17 protein-coding genes are annotated in these 16,244 nt (G+C 72.9%); 7 read left to right on the top strand and 10 right to left on the bottom strand.

What is annotated here, in order from left to right:
* Positions 1 to 288: 288 nt before the first annotated feature.
* The gene (locus AF335_RS07335) at positions 289 to 1,302 is read right to left on the bottom strand and encodes an ROK family protein (RefSeq protein WP_102917450.1); all 1,014 of its coding nucleotides are present in this window, start codon (positions 1,300 to 1,302) and stop codon (positions 289 to 291) included.
* A gap of 181 nt (positions 1,303 to 1,483) precedes the next feature.
* Here AF335_RS07335 and AF335_RS07330 point away from each other — a divergent pair, with 181 nt between their 5' ends.
* Positions 1,484 to 2,473, top strand: coding sequence for a LacI family DNA-binding transcriptional regulator (locus AF335_RS07330; RefSeq protein WP_102917902.1), 990 nt, complete (start codon positions 1,484 to 1,486; stop codon positions 2,471 to 2,473).
* A gap of 7 nt (positions 2,474 to 2,480) precedes the next feature.
* On the opposite strand, the gene AF335_RS07325 is transcribed toward AF335_RS07330, so the two are convergent.
* From AF335_RS07325 to AF335_RS07305, 5 genes are all read right to left on the bottom strand, one after another.
* Entirely contained in the window at positions 2,481 to 3,755 is a 1,275-nt protein-coding gene (locus AF335_RS07325) for a DUF6986 family protein (protein ID WP_102917449.1), read from the bottom strand.
* Positions 3,756 to 3,939: 184 nt separating this feature from the next.
* Positions 3,940 to 4,902 carry an electron transfer flavoprotein subunit alpha/FixB family protein gene (locus AF335_RS07320; protein ID WP_102917448.1) on the bottom strand — a complete coding sequence of 321 codons (963 nt, stop codon included), beginning with the start codon at positions 4,900 to 4,902 and terminating at the stop codon, positions 3,940 to 3,942.
* 113 nt (positions 4,903 to 5,015) lie between these two features.
* Positions 5,016 to 5,801, bottom strand: a complete 786-nt coding sequence (locus tag AF335_RS07315; RefSeq protein WP_087924966.1) for an electron transfer flavoprotein subunit beta/FixA family protein — start codon at positions 5,799 to 5,801, stop codon at positions 5,016 to 5,018.
* A gap of 188 nt (positions 5,802 to 5,989) precedes the next feature.
* Entirely contained in the window at positions 5,990 to 6,481 is a 492-nt protein-coding gene (locus AF335_RS07310) for a flavin reductase family protein (protein ID WP_102917447.1), read from the bottom strand.
* A 237-nt stretch (positions 6,482 to 6,718) separates the two neighbouring features.
* Positions 6,719 to 7,045 carry a TlpA family protein disulfide reductase gene (locus AF335_RS07305; protein ID WP_102917901.1) on the bottom strand — a complete coding sequence of 109 codons (327 nt, stop codon included), beginning with the start codon at positions 7,043 to 7,045 and terminating at the stop codon, positions 6,719 to 6,721.
* Positions 7,046 to 7,359: 314 nt separating this feature from the next.
* Between AF335_RS07305 and AF335_RS07300 the strand changes: the two genes are divergently transcribed.
* Positions 7,360 to 8,088, top strand: coding sequence for a lysophospholipid acyltransferase family protein (locus tag AF335_RS07300; protein WP_102917446.1), 729 nt, complete (start codon positions 7,360 to 7,362; stop codon positions 8,086 to 8,088).
* A 68-nt stretch (positions 8,089 to 8,156) separates the two neighbouring features.
* Here AF335_RS07300 and AF335_RS07295 read toward each other — a convergent pair whose 3' ends face one another.
* From AF335_RS07295 to AF335_RS07285, 3 genes are read right to left on the bottom strand one after another with little or no spacing between them, the layout of a single operon-like run.
* Positions 8,157 to 9,260 (bottom strand): threonine aldolase family protein, encoded by a 1,104-nt coding sequence (locus AF335_RS07295; RefSeq protein ID WP_102917445.1) that lies wholly within the window; start codon positions 9,258 to 9,260, stop codon positions 8,157 to 8,159.
* A complete protein-coding gene (locus AF335_RS07290; protein ID WP_102917900.1) occupies positions 9,239 to 9,997 on the bottom strand; it encodes an SDR family NAD(P)-dependent oxidoreductase in 759 nt (252 codons plus the stop codon). Before AF335_RS07290 ends, AF335_RS07295 begins: the two co-directional genes overlap by 22 nt.
* A gap of 26 nt (positions 9,998 to 10,023) precedes the next feature.
* Positions 10,024 to 11,421, bottom strand: a complete 1,398-nt coding sequence (locus AF335_RS07285) for a DUF6421 family protein (protein ID WP_102917444.1) — start codon at positions 11,419 to 11,421, stop codon at positions 10,024 to 10,026.
* A 359-nt stretch (positions 11,422 to 11,780) separates the two neighbouring features.
* Between AF335_RS07285 and AF335_RS07280 the strand changes: the two genes are divergently transcribed.
* Genes AF335_RS07280 through AF335_RS07270 form a run of 3 tightly spaced genes read left to right on the top strand, consistent with a single transcriptional unit; the run spans position 11,781 to position 14,463 of the window.
* On the top strand, positions 11,781 to 12,713 hold the full coding sequence (locus AF335_RS07280; RefSeq protein ID WP_102917443.1) for an ABC transporter substrate-binding protein: 933 nt from the start codon (positions 11,781 to 11,783) through the stop codon (positions 12,711 to 12,713).
* The gene (locus tag AF335_RS07275; protein ID WP_102917442.1) at positions 12,710 to 13,615 is read left to right on the top strand and encodes an amino acid ABC transporter permease; all 906 of its coding nucleotides are present in this window, start codon (positions 12,710 to 12,712) and stop codon (positions 13,613 to 13,615) included. Before AF335_RS07280 ends, AF335_RS07275 begins: the two co-directional genes overlap by 4 nt.
* Positions 13,612 to 14,463: an amino acid ABC transporter ATP-binding protein gene (locus AF335_RS07270; protein ID WP_228772967.1), complete on the top strand. Its 852-nt coding sequence runs from the start codon at positions 13,612 to 13,614 to the stop codon at positions 14,461 to 14,463. Before AF335_RS07275 ends, AF335_RS07270 begins: the two co-directional genes overlap by 4 nt.
* A gap of 111 nt (positions 14,464 to 14,574) precedes the next feature.
* Here the strand turns inward: AF335_RS07270 and AF335_RS07265 are convergent, their stop codons facing one another.
* Positions 14,575 to 15,123 (bottom strand): GNAT family N-acetyltransferase, encoded by a 549-nt coding sequence (locus AF335_RS07265; RefSeq protein WP_102917898.1) that lies wholly within the window; start codon positions 15,121 to 15,123, stop codon positions 14,575 to 14,577.
* A gap of 78 nt (positions 15,124 to 15,201) precedes the next feature.
* Here AF335_RS07265 and AF335_RS07260 point away from each other — a divergent pair, with 78 nt between their 5' ends.
* On the top strand, positions 15,202 to 15,594 hold the full coding sequence (locus AF335_RS07260; RefSeq protein WP_102917441.1) for a VOC family protein: 393 nt from the start codon (positions 15,202 to 15,204) through the stop codon (positions 15,592 to 15,594).
* 152 nt (positions 15,595 to 15,746) lie between these two features.
* On the top strand, positions 15,747 to 16,157 hold the full coding sequence (locus AF335_RS07255; protein ID WP_102917440.1) for a nuclear transport factor 2 family protein: 411 nt from the start codon (positions 15,747 to 15,749) through the stop codon (positions 16,155 to 16,157).
* Positions 16,158 to 16,244 lie beyond the last annotated feature (87 nt).

The following is a 16,244-nucleotide window of genomic DNA, read 5'->3' as shown; positions in this document are numbered from 1 at the left end:
CCCTGTGACGTGCCCGGAACACCTTGCCACGGAAACGCGTACGAGCGGCATGACGCACGGTGGGGCTCCCGGACGCCCGCCGGCGGCCGGTATCCGCCTCCGCGCCCCCGTGCGGGGCTCGCCCGGCGCGCTCCCGGCCGCGCCGACCGGTGCGTACGCCGTCCCGCCCGGGGCGGGGTGCCGCCCGAGGGGTGACCGGGGCGCGGGGGCCGTGACGGGCCGACAGGTCGGCGGCGTCCAGCGGGCCGTACCGCCGCCGTCGGGCCCGCCCTACGACCGGAGCGCCGCTCAGGGTGCCTCGGGCACCTGCCAGAGCCCTATGTCCTGGGCCGCCGCGGCGGCGGCGCCCACCAGGCCCGCGTCGGCGCCGAGCCGGGCGGGCAGCACCTCGACGCCCGCCGCGAAGGACAGTGTCGCGTAGTCGCGCAGCCGCGCGCGGAGCGGCGCGAAGAGGATCTCGCCCGCCCCCGCCACGCCACCCCCTATGACGGCCACCTCGATCTCCACCAGCGTCGCCGTCGCGGCGATGCCCGCGGCGAGGGCCTGCGCGGCCCGCTCGAAGGAGGCGAGGGCCACCGCGTCCCCTCCGCGTGCGGCCGCCGCGACGGCCGCGGCGCTCCGGTCGCCGTCGGGGCCGGGGCGCCAGCCGGCGTCGAGCGCCCGGCGCGCGATGTTGGGGCCGCTGGCGATGCGTTCGACGCAGCCGCGTGCCCCGCACGGGCAGGTGTCCCCGTCGAGGTCGACGCTGATGTGGCCGATATGCCCCGCGTTGCCGGTGGGTCCGGTGTGCAGCCGGCCGCCGAGGACGAGGCCGCCGCCGACCCCGGTGGACACCACCATGCACAGCGCGTTGGCCCGGCCCCGCGCGGCGCCCTGCCAGTGCTCGGCGGCGGTCATCGCGACACCGTCGCCGACCAGCGTGACGGGGCGTCCGGCGACCCGCCGCGCCACCTCCGCCACGAGCGGATAGCCCCGCCAGCCGGGGACGTTGACCGGGCTGACGGTGCCCCGCGAGGCGTCCACGGGCCCGGCGCTGCCGATGCCCACCGCGCGCACCCGCGCCCAGTCGTCCGACGCCGCGAGCGTCTCCAGGACCCCGGCCACCGCGTCCATCACGGTCGCGCCGTCCTCCCGGGCGGGCGTCGGCCGCTGCGCCCGGACGAGCAGTTCGCCCCGGGCGTCCACCAGCGCGCCGGCGATCTTGGTTCCGCCGATGTCGAGGGCCGCGACGAGGCCGGGGGGCGGGGACGCGGCGCCGGGGGCGGGGCCGGAGGCGGTCTCGGCGGGCTCAGAGACGGGCATGGAGGCGATCTCTCCTGGTCCACGGCGTGCGGGATGGTGTGAGGTCGTCAGTCTCCCCAGAGTTGACAACGTTGTCCAGGCTCTATGCTCGACGTCACCCCGTACTCCCGGCGTCCCGCGCGAAGGAAGATGCACCGTGGTCGAGATCAGTCCTCAGCAGCGCTACGGCACCCGTCCGACCATGAAGGACGTGGCCGCGCGCGCCGGGGTGGGGCTGAAGACCGTCTCGCGGGTGGTGAACGGCGAGGCGGGCGTCACCCCGGACACCGAGCGGCGCGTGCGGGACGCGATCACCGCGCTCGGTTTCCGCCGCAACGACAGCGCGCGCATCCTGCGCAAGGGCCGGACCGCCTCCATCGGGCTCGTCCTGGAAGACCTCGCCGACCCCTTCTACGCGCCGCTCAACCGCGCCGTCGAGGAGGTGGCCCGGGCCCACGGGGCGCTGCTCATCAACGGTTCCAGCGCCGAGGACGCCGAGCGCGAGCGCGAGCTGGCGCTGGCGTTCTGCGCCCGCCGGGTCGACGGCCTGATCGTGATCCCCGCGGGCAGCGACCACCGTTACCTCGAGCCGGAGATGGCCGCGGGCATCGCCACCGTCTTCGTGGACCGCCCGGCCGGCCTGATAGACGCCGACGTCGTGCTCTCCGACAGCTTCGGGGGCGCCCGCGAGGGCGTCGCCCATCTCCTCGCCCACGGCCACCGCCGGATCGGGTTCCTCGGCGACCAGCCGCACATCCACACCGCCACCGAGCGGCTGCGCGGCTACCGCGCGGCCATGGCCGAAGCCGGGCTGCCCGTGGACGACGCCTGGGTGTCGCTGGGCGCGACCGCCCCGGAGCGCGTCCGGTGGGAGGCGGAGCGGATGCTCGGCGGGCCCCGGCCGGTCACGGCCCTGTTCGCGGGCAACAACCGGGTGACGGTCACGGTGGTGCGCGTCCTCGCCCGGGCCGAGCGCCCGGTCGCGCTCGTCGGCTTCGACGACTTCGAGCTCGCCGATCTGCTCTCCCCCGGCGTCACCGTCGTCGCCCAGGACGCGGCCCGGCTGGGCCGCACGGCGGCGGAGCGGCTCTTCCGCCGCCTGGACGGGGTGCCGGAAGCGCCCCGGCGGGTGCAGCTGCCGACCCGTCTCGTCGTGCGCGGCTCGGGCGAACTCCCGCCCGCCGAGAGCTGACCGCCCGCTACCCGGCCCGCCCCGCCAGCCGGTCGAGGTCCGCGCGGGAGAGCCCGGTGAGCCCGGCGACCTCCGCCGCGTCGACGGCCCCGCAGTCCAGGCCGCGCAGCAGATGGCCGCTGAGCGCCCGGGCGGTGGCGGGTTCGTCCAGCACCTCGCCACCGGAGCGGGCGACGTACGCGGCGAGCCGCGCGGCGGTGGCCTCCAGCCCCTCCCGGTAGAAGGCGTACACCGCCGCGTACCGCGTCGGCAGATGGCCCGGGTGCATGTCCCAGCCCTGGTAGTAGGCGCGCTCCAGCGAGCGCCGTACGAGCCGGTGGTGAAGCCGCCAGGCGTCGTGCACCCGCGGCGTCGGGCCGACGGGCAGGACGTTGGTCGAGCCGTCGGAGAGCCGGACGCCGGTGCCGGCGGCGGCGACCTGCATCACGGCCTTCGCGTGGTCGGCCGCCGGGTGGGCGAGGGACTGCTGGGCGGCGCCGACCCCGCAGGCGGCGCTGTAGTCGAAGGTGCCGTAGTGCAGGGAGGTGACGCGCCCTTCGGCCGCGTCGATCATGCGGGCCACGGTGGCGCGGCCGTCGGCGCCGAGCACCGCCTGGGTGGTCTCGATCTGTATCTCGAACCGGAGGCGACCGCTCTCCAGGCCGCGGGCCTTCTCGAACTCCTCGGCCAGCCGGGCCATCGCCGCGACCTGCTCGGCGTAGCTCACCTTGGGGAGGGTGAGGACGAGTCCGCCGGGCAGGCCGCCCGCGTCCATCAGGGCGGTGAGGAAGACGTCGAGGGTGCGGACGCCCCGCTCGCGGACGGCGGCCTCCAGGCACTTCATCCGGATGCCCACGTACGGGGTGGCGGTGCCGTCGGCGCACGCCCGGGCCACCAGCTCGGCGGCCCGCCCGGCCGCGGCGTCCTCCTCGTCGTCGGGCCGTGGCCCGTAGCCGTCCTCGAAGTCGATCCGCAGGTCCTCCACGGGCTCGCGCTCCAGCTTGGCCCGTACGCGCGCGTGGACGGGCCCGGCGAGGTCGTCGGGTATGCCGAGGACGGCGGCGAACGCGCCTGCGTCGGGGGCGTGCGCGTCGAGGGCGGCGAGGGCCTGGTCGCCCCAGGAGCGCGGGGTGTCCGCGGTGAGGGCGTCGGCGGGTACGTAGACGGTGTGGACGGGCTGGCGGGTGCCCGGATCGCCCGGGTAGCGGCGCGCGAGCTCGGCGTCGACGCCCGCGAGGGAGGCGCCGATCCGTTCCGTCACCGCGCGCGTGAGAGTGGTCGCGACCGTCCGCTGCTGCCCCATGGCACGCCTCCGTACTTCCGCTGAACGGAACCGACTGTCCGTCCCGCGAAGCTATCGACGGCCGGGGCGGAAGGTCAACAGCCCCGGGGCGCACGGGATCCGGGCGCCGGGCCGGAGGGATACGGGCCCGGGAACGCCCTGGGCCCCCGTACGCGCGCGTACGGGGGCCCAGGGGTGAGCGGGGTCAGCCCTTGCGGGACTTGACCTCCTCGGTCAGCTGCGGGACGACCTCGAAGAGGTCGCCGACCACGCCGTAGTCGACCAGGTCGAAGATCGGGGCCTCGGCGTCCTTGTTGATGGCGACGATCGTCTTCGACGTCTGCATGCCGGCGCGGTGCTGGATCGCACCGGAGATGCCCGCCGCGATGTACAGCTGCGGCGAGACCGACTTGCCGGTCTGGCCGACCTGGTTGGTGTGCGGGTACCAACCGGCGTCGACGGCGGCGCGCGAGGCGCCGACGGCCGCGCCGAGCGAGTCGGCCAGGCCCTCGATGAGGGAGAAGTTCTCGGCACCGTTGACGCCGCGGCCGCCGGAGACCACGATCGCGGCCTCGGTCAGCTCCGGACGGCCGGTGGACTCGCGCGGGGTGCGGGAGACGACCTTGGTGCCGGTCGACGCGCTCCCGAAGGAGACGGCGAGCTGCTCGACCGTACCGGCGGCCGGGGCGGCCTCCGGGGCGGCGGAGTTGGGCTTGACGGTGATGACCGGCGTGCCCTTGGTGACGCGGGACTTGGTGGAGTACGAGGCCGCGAAGACGGACTGCGTGGCCACCGGGCCCTCGGCACCGGCCTCCAGGTCGACGGCGTCGGTGATGATGCCGGAGCCGATGCGGACCGCGAGACGGGCCGCGATCTCCTTGCCCTCCGCGGAGGACGGGACGAGCACGGCGACCGGGGAGACGGCCTCGAACGCGGCCTGCAGCGCGTCGACCTTCGGCACGACCAGGTAGTCGGCGAACTCGGCGGCGTCGGCGGTGAGGACCTTCACCGCGCCGTACTCGGCCAGCGTCGCGGCGGCGGCGTCCGCGCCGGCACCCAGGTGCACGGCGACGGGCTCGCCGATGCGGCGGGCGAGGGTGAGCAGTTCGAGGGTGGGCTTGCGGACGGCGCCGTCCACGTGGTCGACGTAGACGAGGACTTCAGCCATGGGATTGCACTCCTGAGCGGAAAATTAGGGCGGGTGACGGCGTTCTTACGGGCTGACGGAAGCTCAGCCGCGGTGCGCTCCGGGGGCGGGCGGGCCCTCCCCCGGACCGGCCGCTAGATGAACTTCTGGCCCGCGAGGAACTCGGCGAGCTGCTTGCCGCCCTCGCCCTCGTCCTTGACGACGGTGCCGGCCGTGCGGGCCGGGCGCTCGTTGGCCTCGTCGACCTTCGTCCAGGCGCCCTCCAGACCGACCTCTTCGGCCTCCAGGCCGAGGTCGGAGAGGTCCAGGGACTCGACCGGCTTCTTCTTGGCCGCCATGATGCCCTTGAAGGACGGGTAACGGGCCTCGCCGGACTGGTCGGTGACGGACACGACGGCCGGGAGGGACGCCTCGAGCTGCTCGCTCGCGGCGTCGCCGTCACGGCGGCCGGTCACCTTGCCGTCGGCCACGGCCACCTCGGACAGCAGGGTCACCTGCGGGACGCCCAGGCGCTCGGCGAGCATGGCCGGGACCACGCCCATGCCGCCGTCGGTGGAGGCCATGCCGGAGATGACCAGGTCGTAGCCGACGTGCTCGACGGCCTTGGCCAGCACCAGCGAGGTGCCCAGCGCGTCGGTGCCGTGCAGGTCGTCGTCCTCGACGTGGACGGCCTTGTGGGCACCCATGGAGAGCGCCTTGCGCAGCGCGTCCTTGGCGTCCTCGGGGCCTACGGTCAGCACGGTGATCTCCGCGTCGTCCGCCTCGTCGGCGATCTGCAGCGCCTGCTCGACGGCGTACTCGTCGAGCTCCGAGAGCAGGCCGTCCACGTCGTCACGGTCGACGGTCAGGTCCTCGGCGAAGTGCCGGTCGCCGGTGGCGTCGGGCACGTACTTCACACAGACAACGATCCTCAAGCTCACGCCGGCTCTCCTACTGCATCGTCTCTTCGTAGCTGCCTTGTGCAGGCAGCATAGGCGCCTTGTGGGGCGGATTCCGGTCGGACCGGCCTGCGCCCCGAGCGGAATGTTACTCGTCAGTACATCGAGCGTGTCACCGGAGCGCAAGGGCGGTCGGCTGTGATCTGCCCAACGCGGGGATCAGGGACGTCTCAGTCCCGCAGACCGTTGAAGCGCCCCTGGTAGTAGACGAGCGGACGGCCCGCGCCGCCGGGGTCGCCCGCGACGACCTCGGCGAGCACCAGACGGTGGTCGCCGGCGGGCACCTTGGCCACGACGCGGCACACCATCCAGGCCAGGACGCCGTCGAGCAGCGGCACTCCCTCGGGACCGTCCCGCCAGCGGGTGGGCGGGGCGAACCGGTCGGCGCCGCTGCGCGCGAAGGTGCCGGCCAGCTCCTTCTGGTGCTCGCCGAGTATGTGCACGCCGACGTGCTCCGCCTCGGCCAGCACGGGCCAGCTGGAGGAGCCGGTGCCCACCCCGAAGGAGACCAGCGGGGGTTCGGCGGCGACGGAGGTGAGGGAGGTCGCGGTGAAACCGACCGGACGCGTGCCCCGCGCCGTGATCACGGCGACGCCGGCGGCGTGCCGGCGGAAGACGGAGCGCAGCAGTTCGGGGGTGGCGAGGGCGGGCGTGACCGTCATGGAGCTGTCCTTCTGCTGGAGGTCGGACCGGAGGTGCTGTCGAAGCGGGAGCGTGACGAGCGCGAGGAGGTCACCGACCCGGACAGCGCGCGCTCGCGGTCCGCAGCAGATCGATGTGCGCGCGTCCGTACGGAACGCGTCCGTGGAGAAGCGGTCCAGGCCACATAACGTCACACTGACGATTCGAGGCGCGCAGCGTCAAGTGCCGCCGGGCACATGGGAGACGGATCACGGCGATCACAGCGCTTCGCCGAGGGCCGCGATGACATCGGCCTTTCTCGGCCGGCCGGCGGCCCGGCGCACGACGCGGCCGTGCGCGTCGAGGACGAGCGTGGTGGGGGTGGCGGCGATCCGCAGGGCGCGGACGAGCCCGAGGCGGGCCTCCGCGTCGATCTCGACGTGGGCGACGCCCTCGACCATGGCGGCGACCTCCGCGAGGGTGCGCCGGGTCGCCCGGCACGGCTGGCAGAAGGCGCTGGAGAACTGGACGAGCGTGGCCCGCTCACCCAGCTCCGCGCCGATGTCGGCGGCGTCGAGCCGCACCCCTTCGTCCCGCCCCGGCACGTTCTTCCCTCCGCCGTCGTTGTCCTCGTGTGGTCCGCCGTACGGGCCGGGCCCGCAGGGTTCCGCCGATTGCAGCACCGCCGGGGGCGCGAAAATTTCCGCCCGGTGCCTTCCGGGGGCTGTCCCCGGGGGACGCGGTGTACCTTCGGCGGTAACCGGACGACGGACCGACGTGATGAGAATCTCCCGGCCCGCGAGGGGCCCTCGCTGGTCCCTGACCCGGACGATCAGGCACGATTCGGCACGGGCCGACAACCTACGGCCGCGTAACTTCAGCCGGGAGCCCCCTCCCCAGGCCCAGAGGATTGTCCGATATGGCAGAGCTCGTCTACCCCCCGGTGATCGGTACCGCCCGCACCATGTTCAAGGCGCTGGACCTGCGCTTCGACATCCAGGGCACCGAGCACGTTCCGCAGCGCGGCGGGGCGGTCCTGGTGAGCAACCACATCGGGTACCTGGACTTCGTCTTCTGCGGCCTGGCCGCCCGGCCCGCCAAGCGGCTGGTGCGCTTCATGGCGAAGGAGTCCGTGTTCCGGCACAAGGTGTCGGGTCCGCTGATGCGGGCGATGAAGCACATCCCCGTCGACCGCGCGGCCGGCATGGACGCCTACAAGCACGCGCTGTCGGCGCTCCGCTCGGGTGAGATCATCGGGGTCTTCCCGGAGGCGACGATCTCGCAGTCCTTCACGCTGAAGAACTTCAAGTCGGGCGCGGCCCGGCTGGCGCAGGAGGCGGGGGTGCCGCTGCTCCCGATGGCGCTGTGGGGCACCCAGCGGCTGTGGACCAAGGGGCACAAGCGGAACCTGGGCCGTCACCACATCCCGATCACGATGCGGGTGGGCGAGCCGCTGGCCGCCGATCCGGCCGAGCACGCGGACACGGTGACCGAGCGGGTGCGCGGGCGCGTCCAGGAGCTGCTGGAGGCCGCCCAGCGGGCCTATCCGGTCCGTCCCAAGGACGCGTCCGACACCTGGTGGATCCCGGCCCACCTGGGCGGTACGGCGCCGACCCCGGCCGAGGCCGCGGTCCTGGACCGCCGCTAGCGGAAACGATCGCGCCCGGCCGTGAGCCTGTGGGCCCACGGCCGGGCGCGCGCGTCTTCCCGGGTGCGCTACCGCTTGCCCATCTCCTCCGCGACCGCCGCGGCGAAGGCGTCCACGTCGCCCTCGGTGGTGTCGAAGGAGCACATCCAGCGGACGTCGCCGGCCGCCTCGTCCCAGAAGTAGAAGCGGTACCGCTTCTGCAGGCGTTCGCCGACGTCGCGCGGGAGCCGGGCGAAGACGGCGTTGGACTGCACGGGGTGCAGGACCTCGACGCCTTCGACGGGCCGCACGGCCTCGGCCAGCCGGGTGGCCATGGCGTTGGCGTGCGTGGCGCTGCGCAGCCACAGGTCGCCGGTGAGCAGGGCCTCGAACTGCGCGGAGACGAAGCGCATCTTGGAGGCGAGCTGCATCGACATCTTGCGCAGGTGCTTCATCGCCCGCACGGCGTCCGGGTTGAGCACGACGACGCACTCGCCGAAGACCATGCCGTTCTTCGTGCCGCCGAAGGAGAGCAGGTCCACGCCCGCGTCGGTGGTGAAGGCGCGCAGCGGGACGCCGAGGGTGGCCGCCGCGTTGGCGATCCGCGCGCCGTCCAGGTGGACCTTCATCCCGCGCTCGTGGGCGTGGTCGCAGATCTCCCGGATCTCCTCGGGGGTGTAGCAGGTGCCCAGCTCGGTGGTCTGGGTGATCGAGACGACCTGCGGCTGCGCGCGGTGCTCGTCGTCCCAGCCCCATGCCTCGCGGTCGATGAGCTCGGGGGTGAGCTTGCCGTGCTCGGTCGGCACGGTCAGCAGCTTGAGGCCGCCGACCCGCTCGGGCGCCCCGCACTCGTCGACGTGGATGTGCGCGGAGCCGGCGCAGACCACCGCGCCCCAGCGCTCGGTGGCCGCCTGGAGCGCGACCACGTTGGCACCGGTGCCGTTGAAGACCGGGAACGCCTCGGCGGCCGGCCCGAAGTGGGCGCGCATCACGTCCTGGAGATGGGCGGTGTAGTCGTCCTCGCCGTAGGCGACCTGGTGACCGCCGTTGGCGAGGGCGAGCGCCGCGAGGATCTCGGGGTGGGCGCCCGCGTAGTTGTCGCTGGCGAAGCCGCGCAGCTCGGGGTCGTGCCGGCGTATCGCGTCGGTCGCCCCCGAGGAGGGTGCCGGGGTCACGGTTGCGGAGTCAGCCACTGACGGGTTCCGTTCACTTCCTGGGCGGGCATATCCCAGACGCCGACGATGGCCTCGGCCAGGTCCTTGACGTCCGTGAAGCCCGCGAATTTCGCGGTCGGGCGCTCGGCGCGCATGGCGTCGTGCACCAGCGCCTTGATCACCAGGATGGCAGCGGCCGCCTTCGGGCCCTCCTCGCCCCCCGCCTTGCGGAAGGAGTCGGCGAGCGCGAGCGTCCATGCCTCGGCGGCGGCCTTGGAGGCGGCGTAGGCGGCGTTGCCCGCGGTGGGCTTGCCGGCGCCCGCGGCGCTGATCAGGAGATAGCGGCCGTTGCCGGCGCGCTGGAGGGCGCCCTCGAAGGCGAGCGAGGTGTGCTGCACCGTCCGGATGAGCAGCTTCTCCAGCAGCTCCCAGTCGGCGAGGTCGGTCTCGGCGAAGGTCGACGAGCCGCGCCAGCCGCCCACCAGGTGCACGAGGCCGTCGATGCGGCCGAACTCCTTCTCCGTGCGGTCCGCCCAGGCCCGGGTGGCGTCGAGGTCCAGGAGGTCCACGGTGTCGCCGGTGACGGTGGCGCCGCCGTGGGCGTAGCGGGCGGCGTCCACGGCCTCCGCGAGGCGGGCGGGGTCGGCGTCGGCGGCGACGACCGTGGCACCGGCCTCGGCCAGGCGCAGCAGGGCCGCGCGGCCGGCCGGGCCGGCCGCTCCCGCCACTGCCACCACGGCGCCGTCCAGGCGGCCGCCGTTCGTCGGAATGCTCATCTTCGTCGCCTCTTTCTCGCGCTCGCTCACGCGGCCACCTGCTCGACATCCGCGGCGGTGATCCCCTTGGTCGAGGCGATCACAGTGCGCAGCTTCTTGGCAAGGGCCTCGAAGAACATGCTGAGCGGGAACTCGTCCGGAAGCACGTCGTCGACGAGCTTGCGGGGCGGCAGGGTGAGGTCGAGGGCGTCGGGGCCCTTGGCCCACACGGAGCCGGGGTGCGGGGCGAGGTAGGTCGAGACGAGCTCGTAGGCGGCGAGCCAGTGGACGAGCTTGGGGCGGTCGATGCCGTCGCGGTAGAGCTTCTCGATCTCGGCGCACAGCTGGTTGGTGACCTGCGGGGCCCGGTCCCAGTCGATGTGGAGGGTGTTGTCCGTCCAGCGTACGACGTCGTGCTGGTGGAGGTAGGCGAAGAGCAGCTGGCCGCCGAGGCCGTCGTAGTTGCGCACGCGCTCGCCGCTGACCGGGAAGCGGAACATCCGGTCGAAGAGGATGGCGTACTGGGCGTCCCGGCCCTGGCCGTAGCCGTCGGCCTCCAGCTTCACGGCCTCCTTGAAGGCGGTGAGGTCGCAGCGCAGCTCCTCCAGGCCGTACATCCAGAACGGCTGCCGCTGCTTGATCATGAAGGGGTCGAAGGGCAGGTCGCCGTGGCTGTGGGTGCGGTCGTGGACCATGTCCCACAGGGCGAACGCCTGCTGGCAGCGGTGCTGGTCGCCGACCATCTCCGCGATGTCGGCGGGCAGCTCCAGGCTGAGGGCGGCGACGGCCGCCTCGGTGACGCGGCGGAAGCGGGCGCCCTCGCGGTCGCAGAAGATGGCGCCCCAGGTGAAGCGCTCGGGGGCCTCGCGCACGGCGATGGTCTCCGGGAAGAGGACCGCGGAGTGGGTGTCGTAGCCCGCGGTGAAGTCCTCGAAGGTGATGCTGAGGAAGAGGGGGTTGTCGAAGCGGGTGCGCTCCAGCTCGGCGAGCCACTCCGGCCACACGACGCGCAGCACGACCGCTTCGAGATTGCGGTCGGGGTTGCCGTTCTGCGTGTACATCGGGAAGACGACGAGGTGCTGGAGGCCGTCGGCGCGGTGCGCGGCGGGGTGGAAGACCAGCAGCGAGTCGAGGAAGTCCGGGACGCCGAAGCCGGCGTCGGCCCAGCGGCGCAGGTCCGCGACGAGGGCCGTGTGATAGGCCGCGTCGTGGGGCAGGAGGGGTGAGAGCTCCTCGACGGCCGCGACGACGCGGCCGATCTCCGCGCGGACGGCGTCGCCCGGGGGTGCGCCCTCCGCTTCGAGGTCGATGGATCCGTCGGGGGACTGCCACGGCCGGATCGTCTCGACAGCGTCCTTGAGCACCCTCCAGGCCGGGTGATCGACTACCCGCGCGGTGGTCGATTCCTCGGTCGCTATCGCCGTCGACGCAAGAATTTCCGTCATGGCTACCCCTCCTCAGGAGAACTTGGCGTTAAGACACCGTATCCGTGTGCGGTTCTCCACCTCAAGAGGGGGAGCGACAAATTATCCTGCCGACCCCCCGGTCGGGCCGCGTTTTTTCCTGCTCCTGGATGCATCGATCGCCTCAAACATGCATTTTCGCCCCACTAGCCACACAGGTACCGGACAGCGCCCTAGGTCAGCCATAGGCGGTTTCCGGCCAGATTCCTATCGCTCCCGGCTCATTCCCGGGGCCCGGTCCGGAACGCGCCTTGTTCATGAATCGGCAACAGTCTTCCGCTATTCGGACGGATCATGGCCTGACCTGGACAGACCACCGTGGGCACTGCCAGTCTCCCGCCATGCCCGTCGCCAACCAGCGCGTACACCACGCCGATCCGCTCCCGCACCGCCGCGCCACGCGCCGCGCCGCCCCGTTCGCGGTCGGCCTCGCCGTCCTGCTCACGGCCGCCGTCGGCTGTGCCCCGCAGGACGACACCGACGCCGCGAAGTCACCCGCCGGGCCGTCCGCCGAAGCCGCCGCCTGCGCCAAGGGCAGGCTGGCCACCGAGACCGCCGGAAAGCTCACCGTGGGCACCGACAAGCCCGCCTACGCCCCCTGGTTCCGGGACGACGACCCGACGAGCGGCAAGGGCTTCGAGTCCGCCGTCGCCTACGCCGTGGCCGACCGGCTCGGCTACGCCAGGACCGACGTGGTGTGGCAGACCGTGCCCTTCAACAGCGCCGTCGCGCCCGGCGCGAAGAAGTTCGACTTCGACGTCAACCAGATCTCCATCAGCGACGAGCGCCGCCGGGCCGTCGACTTCTCCTCCGGCTACTACGACGTACGGCAGGCCGTCGTCGCCCTCAAGGACTCCCCCGCCGCCAAGGCCACCACGGCCGAGGGGCTCAAGGGGGTGAAGCTGGGGGCGCAGGTCGGCACCACCAGCCTCGACGTCGTCAACGACGTCATCAAGCCCGGCAAGGCGCCGGCCGTCTTCCAGAAGAACGACTTCGCCAAGACCGCCCTGAAGAACGGCCAGGTCGACGCGATCGTCGTGGACCTGCCCACCGCCTTCTACATCACGTCGGCCGAGGTCACGGACGCGAAGATCGTCGGCCGGTTCGAGGCCGGGGGCGGCAAGGCCGAACAGTTCGGGCTCGTCCTGGACAAGGGCAGCCGACTCACCGGCTGCGTCAGCGCCGCCGTCGACTCCCTGCGCAAGGACGGCACGCTGGCGAAGCTGGAGAAGAAGTGGCTCTCCGAAGCCGTCGACGCCCCGGTGCTGAAGTGACGGCCCGGTCGGCAGGGGACACCGCACCCGCCTCCGGCGCCACGGCCCACGAGGACCACTACGTACCGTCGGCGCGGCGGCTGGAGCGCGAACGCTTCAGACGCACACGGGCACGCCGGGCCACGGCGGTGGCCGCCCTCAGCACCCTGGTCACCGGCGTCGTGCTGTTCCTCGCCGTCGTCAACTCCCCCGGCTGGCCCCGCACCCGGGAGACGTTCTTCAGCGCCCACTACGCCCGCGAGGCGCTGCCCAAGGTCCTCGACGGCCTGTGGCTCAACCTGCGGCTCCTCGTCATCTGCGGGGCGGCCGTACTGATCCTCGGCATGCTGATCGCCGTGGCCCGCACGCTGCGGGGCCCGGTGTTCTTCCCGCTGCGCGCGCTGGCCACCGCCTACACCGACTTCTTCCGCGGCCTGCCACTGGTGATCTGCCTGCTCATGGTGGTCTTCGGCATCCCGGCCCTGCGGCTGCAGGGCGTCACCACCGACCCGGTGCTGCTGGGCGGGACGGCGCTGGTCCTCACCTACTCGGCGTACGTCGCGGAGGTCTTCCGGGCCGGCATCGAGTCCGTCCATCCCAGCCAGCGGGCCGCCGCGCGCTCCCTGGGCCTCAACGGCCGGCAGACCCTGCGCTTCGTCGTCCTGCCGCAGGCCGTGCGACGGGTCGTGCCGCCGCTCCTCAACGACCTGGTCTCGCTCCAGAAGGACACCGGCCTCGTCTCGATCGCGGGCGCGGTCGACGCCGTGTACGCGGCGCAGATCGTCGCGAGCAAGAGCTTCAACTACACGCCGTACGTGGTCGCCGGGCTCATCTTCGTCGCCCTCACCATCCCGTCGACCCGGTTCACCGACTGGGTCACGGCGCGGATGGACCGCCGCCGGGCCCAGGGAGGGATCGTATGACCAGCGACCGCAAGGGCGAGGGCGCGCCGGGGCAGGCCGGCCCGGAGCCGGTGCCGACGCCGGAGCCGAACGGCTCCGGGAGCGTGCCGGGGCAGGCCGGCCCGACGCCCGTGCTGCGGCTGGAGGCGGTCCGCAAGACCTTCGGGCGGACCGTCGTCCTGCGCGACGTCGACCTGGAGGTCGCACCGCACACCGTCACGGCGCTCATCGGCGCCTCCGGATCCGGCAAATCGACGCTGCTGCGCTGCGCGAACCTGCTGGAGGAGGTCGACGACGGCGCGATCTTCCTCGACGGCGAGGAGATCACCGACCCCCGGGTGGACCCGGACGCGGTGCGCCGCCGGATCGGGGTCGTGTTCCAGGCGTACAACCTCTTCCCGCACATGACGGTGCTCGACAACATCACCCTCGCGCCGCGCCGGGTGCACGGGGAGCCGCGCGCGCGGGCGGAGGAGCGGGCCCGGGAGCTGCTGGAGCGGCTGGGCCTGGGCGGCAAGGCGGGCGAGTACCCGGACCGGCTGAGCGGCGGCCAGCAGCAGCGGGTCGCGATCGTACGGGCGCTGGCGGGCCGTCCCCGGCTGCTGCTGCTCGACGAGATCACCGCGGCCCTCGATCCGGAGCTCGTCGGAGAGGTGCTGGGCGTCGTGCGCGACCTCAAGGAGGAGGGCATGACCATGGTCCTGGCCACCCATGAGATGGGCTTCGCCCGGGACGTCGCCGACCAGGTCTGTTTCCTGGACGGCGGGGTGGTGCTGGAGCGCGGGACGGCGGCCGAGGTCTTCGGCGATCCGCGGGAGGAGCGCACCCGGCGGTTCCTGCGACGGCTGGTGGAGGCCGGCAGGCTGTGAGCCCCGGGCAGACGCTCAGGGAGCATGGGTAAGGGGCTCCGGCCATGGCCGGAGCCCCTTACCCATGGGGTACCGCTCACGCCTTACGGCTCACGGCGGTCGCCGCACCGTTTACGGCAGCTCCTTGACCAGCAGCTCGAACTCGAGGTCGTCGCGCTGCGGCACCCCGAAGCGCTCGTCGCCGTAGGGGAAGGGGCTCATCTTCCCGGTGCGCCGGTAGCCACGGCGCTCGTACCAGGCGATCAGGTCGTCGCGCTGCCGTATGACCGTCATGTGCATCTCGCCGACGCCCCACTCGGCGCGGACGAGCCGCTCGGCCTCCGCGATGATCACCTTGCCGAGGCCGGCGCCCTGCATCGTGGGACGGACCGCGAACATCCCGAAGTAGGCGTGGTCCCCCCGGTGTTCGAGCTGACAGCAGGCGACCAGGGCGCCGTCGAGCTCGACCACGAGCAGTCGGCTGTTCGCGTCGGTCACCACGGCCAGGACGCCGTCGGGGTCGGTCCGCTGGCCGTCCAGCAGGTCCGCCTCGGTCGTCCACCCCACCCGGCTGTCGTCACCCCGGTAGGCCGATTCGACGAGCGCCACGAGTTCGGGCACATCGGCGGTGGTAGCGGTGCGGAAGGTCGGCTCGGCAGCACGGCTGCCGGCGGTTTCCATGGTCACCCGTAGGTTCCTCTCCATACGTTTCGACTCGTATGAACACTAACCCGACCGTTGGTGCGTACAGTCGCCGTCATGGCGCACGTACTCAGCAGCAGGGTGCTCCTCCGGCCCACCGATCCCGAGCGCTCCCGGGCCTTCTACGGGGGGACGCTGGGCCTCGCGGTCTACCGCGAGTTCGGCACGGGCCCGGAGCGCGGCACCGTCTATTTCCTGGGCGGCGGATTCCTGGAGGTCTCCGGGCGCTCCGAGACGCCCCCGGCGCCCGGCCTGGCACTGTGGTTGCAGGTCGCGGACGCGACGGCCGCCCACGAGGAGCTGGCCCGGCAGGGCGTCGAGATCCTGGAGCCGCCGGAGCGCAAGCCCTGGGGGCTGATCGAGATGTGGATCGCGGATCCGGACGGGGTGCGGATCGCGGTGGTCGAGGTTCCGGGGGACCATCCGATGCGCTACCGCCCGGGGATCTGAGCGTCACCGCCCGGGACCCAGGCATCCGAATCTCCTGGGTTCCACCTCCTCGGGCCTCTCCGACCTGCAGAAACAGGAAGAGGGGTCTTTTGTTCGGCCGCACCTGGGCGGAACGCCTAGTGGGGCCCGGTCGTTCGTGCGAGGGTGAGGGAATGAACTCAGCGAACTCATTAGCGAAGTCCCTGCAGGCGAACAAGGACCTCGTGGCCGAGTACATCCGGCTGTTCTACAACGACAAGGACTTCGACCGGGCCCGCCTGCTGCTCACCGAGGGCTTCGTCAACCACCACCACGGCGTCGGCGCCGGCCGCGACCGAACCGTCGAGACGTTCTCGGCCGTCGCGGCCGCCGTGCCCGGATTCTCGCTGACGGTGCGGCGCATGGTGGCCGAGGGCGACCAGGTCTGGACGCACAGCGTGGCCAGGGCCGCGCCGGACGCGCAGCCCTCGGTGGTGGTGGACATCTGGCGGATCGAGGACGGCCGCCTCGCCGAGCACTGGGACGTGGGTCAGGGCGTGCCGGAGGGTTCTTCCCTCGAGGAACTGGTCGAGGACGCCGGATAACGGCTCCACCGGCCCGTCCGGTGTCGTCGGCCCGTGCGCCGCCGCCCGGGCCTCCCTGTACGGCGACCCGTCGGCACGTTCCGACCG

The organism is Streptomyces eurocidicus (assembly GCF_002891295.1).
Classification (GTDB): Bacteria; Actinomycetota; Actinomycetes; order Streptomycetales; family Streptomycetaceae; genus Streptomyces; species Streptomyces eurocidicus.
Note: the sequence above shows the minus strand (reverse complement) of the source record. Positions and strands in the feature narration are given on the sequence as shown.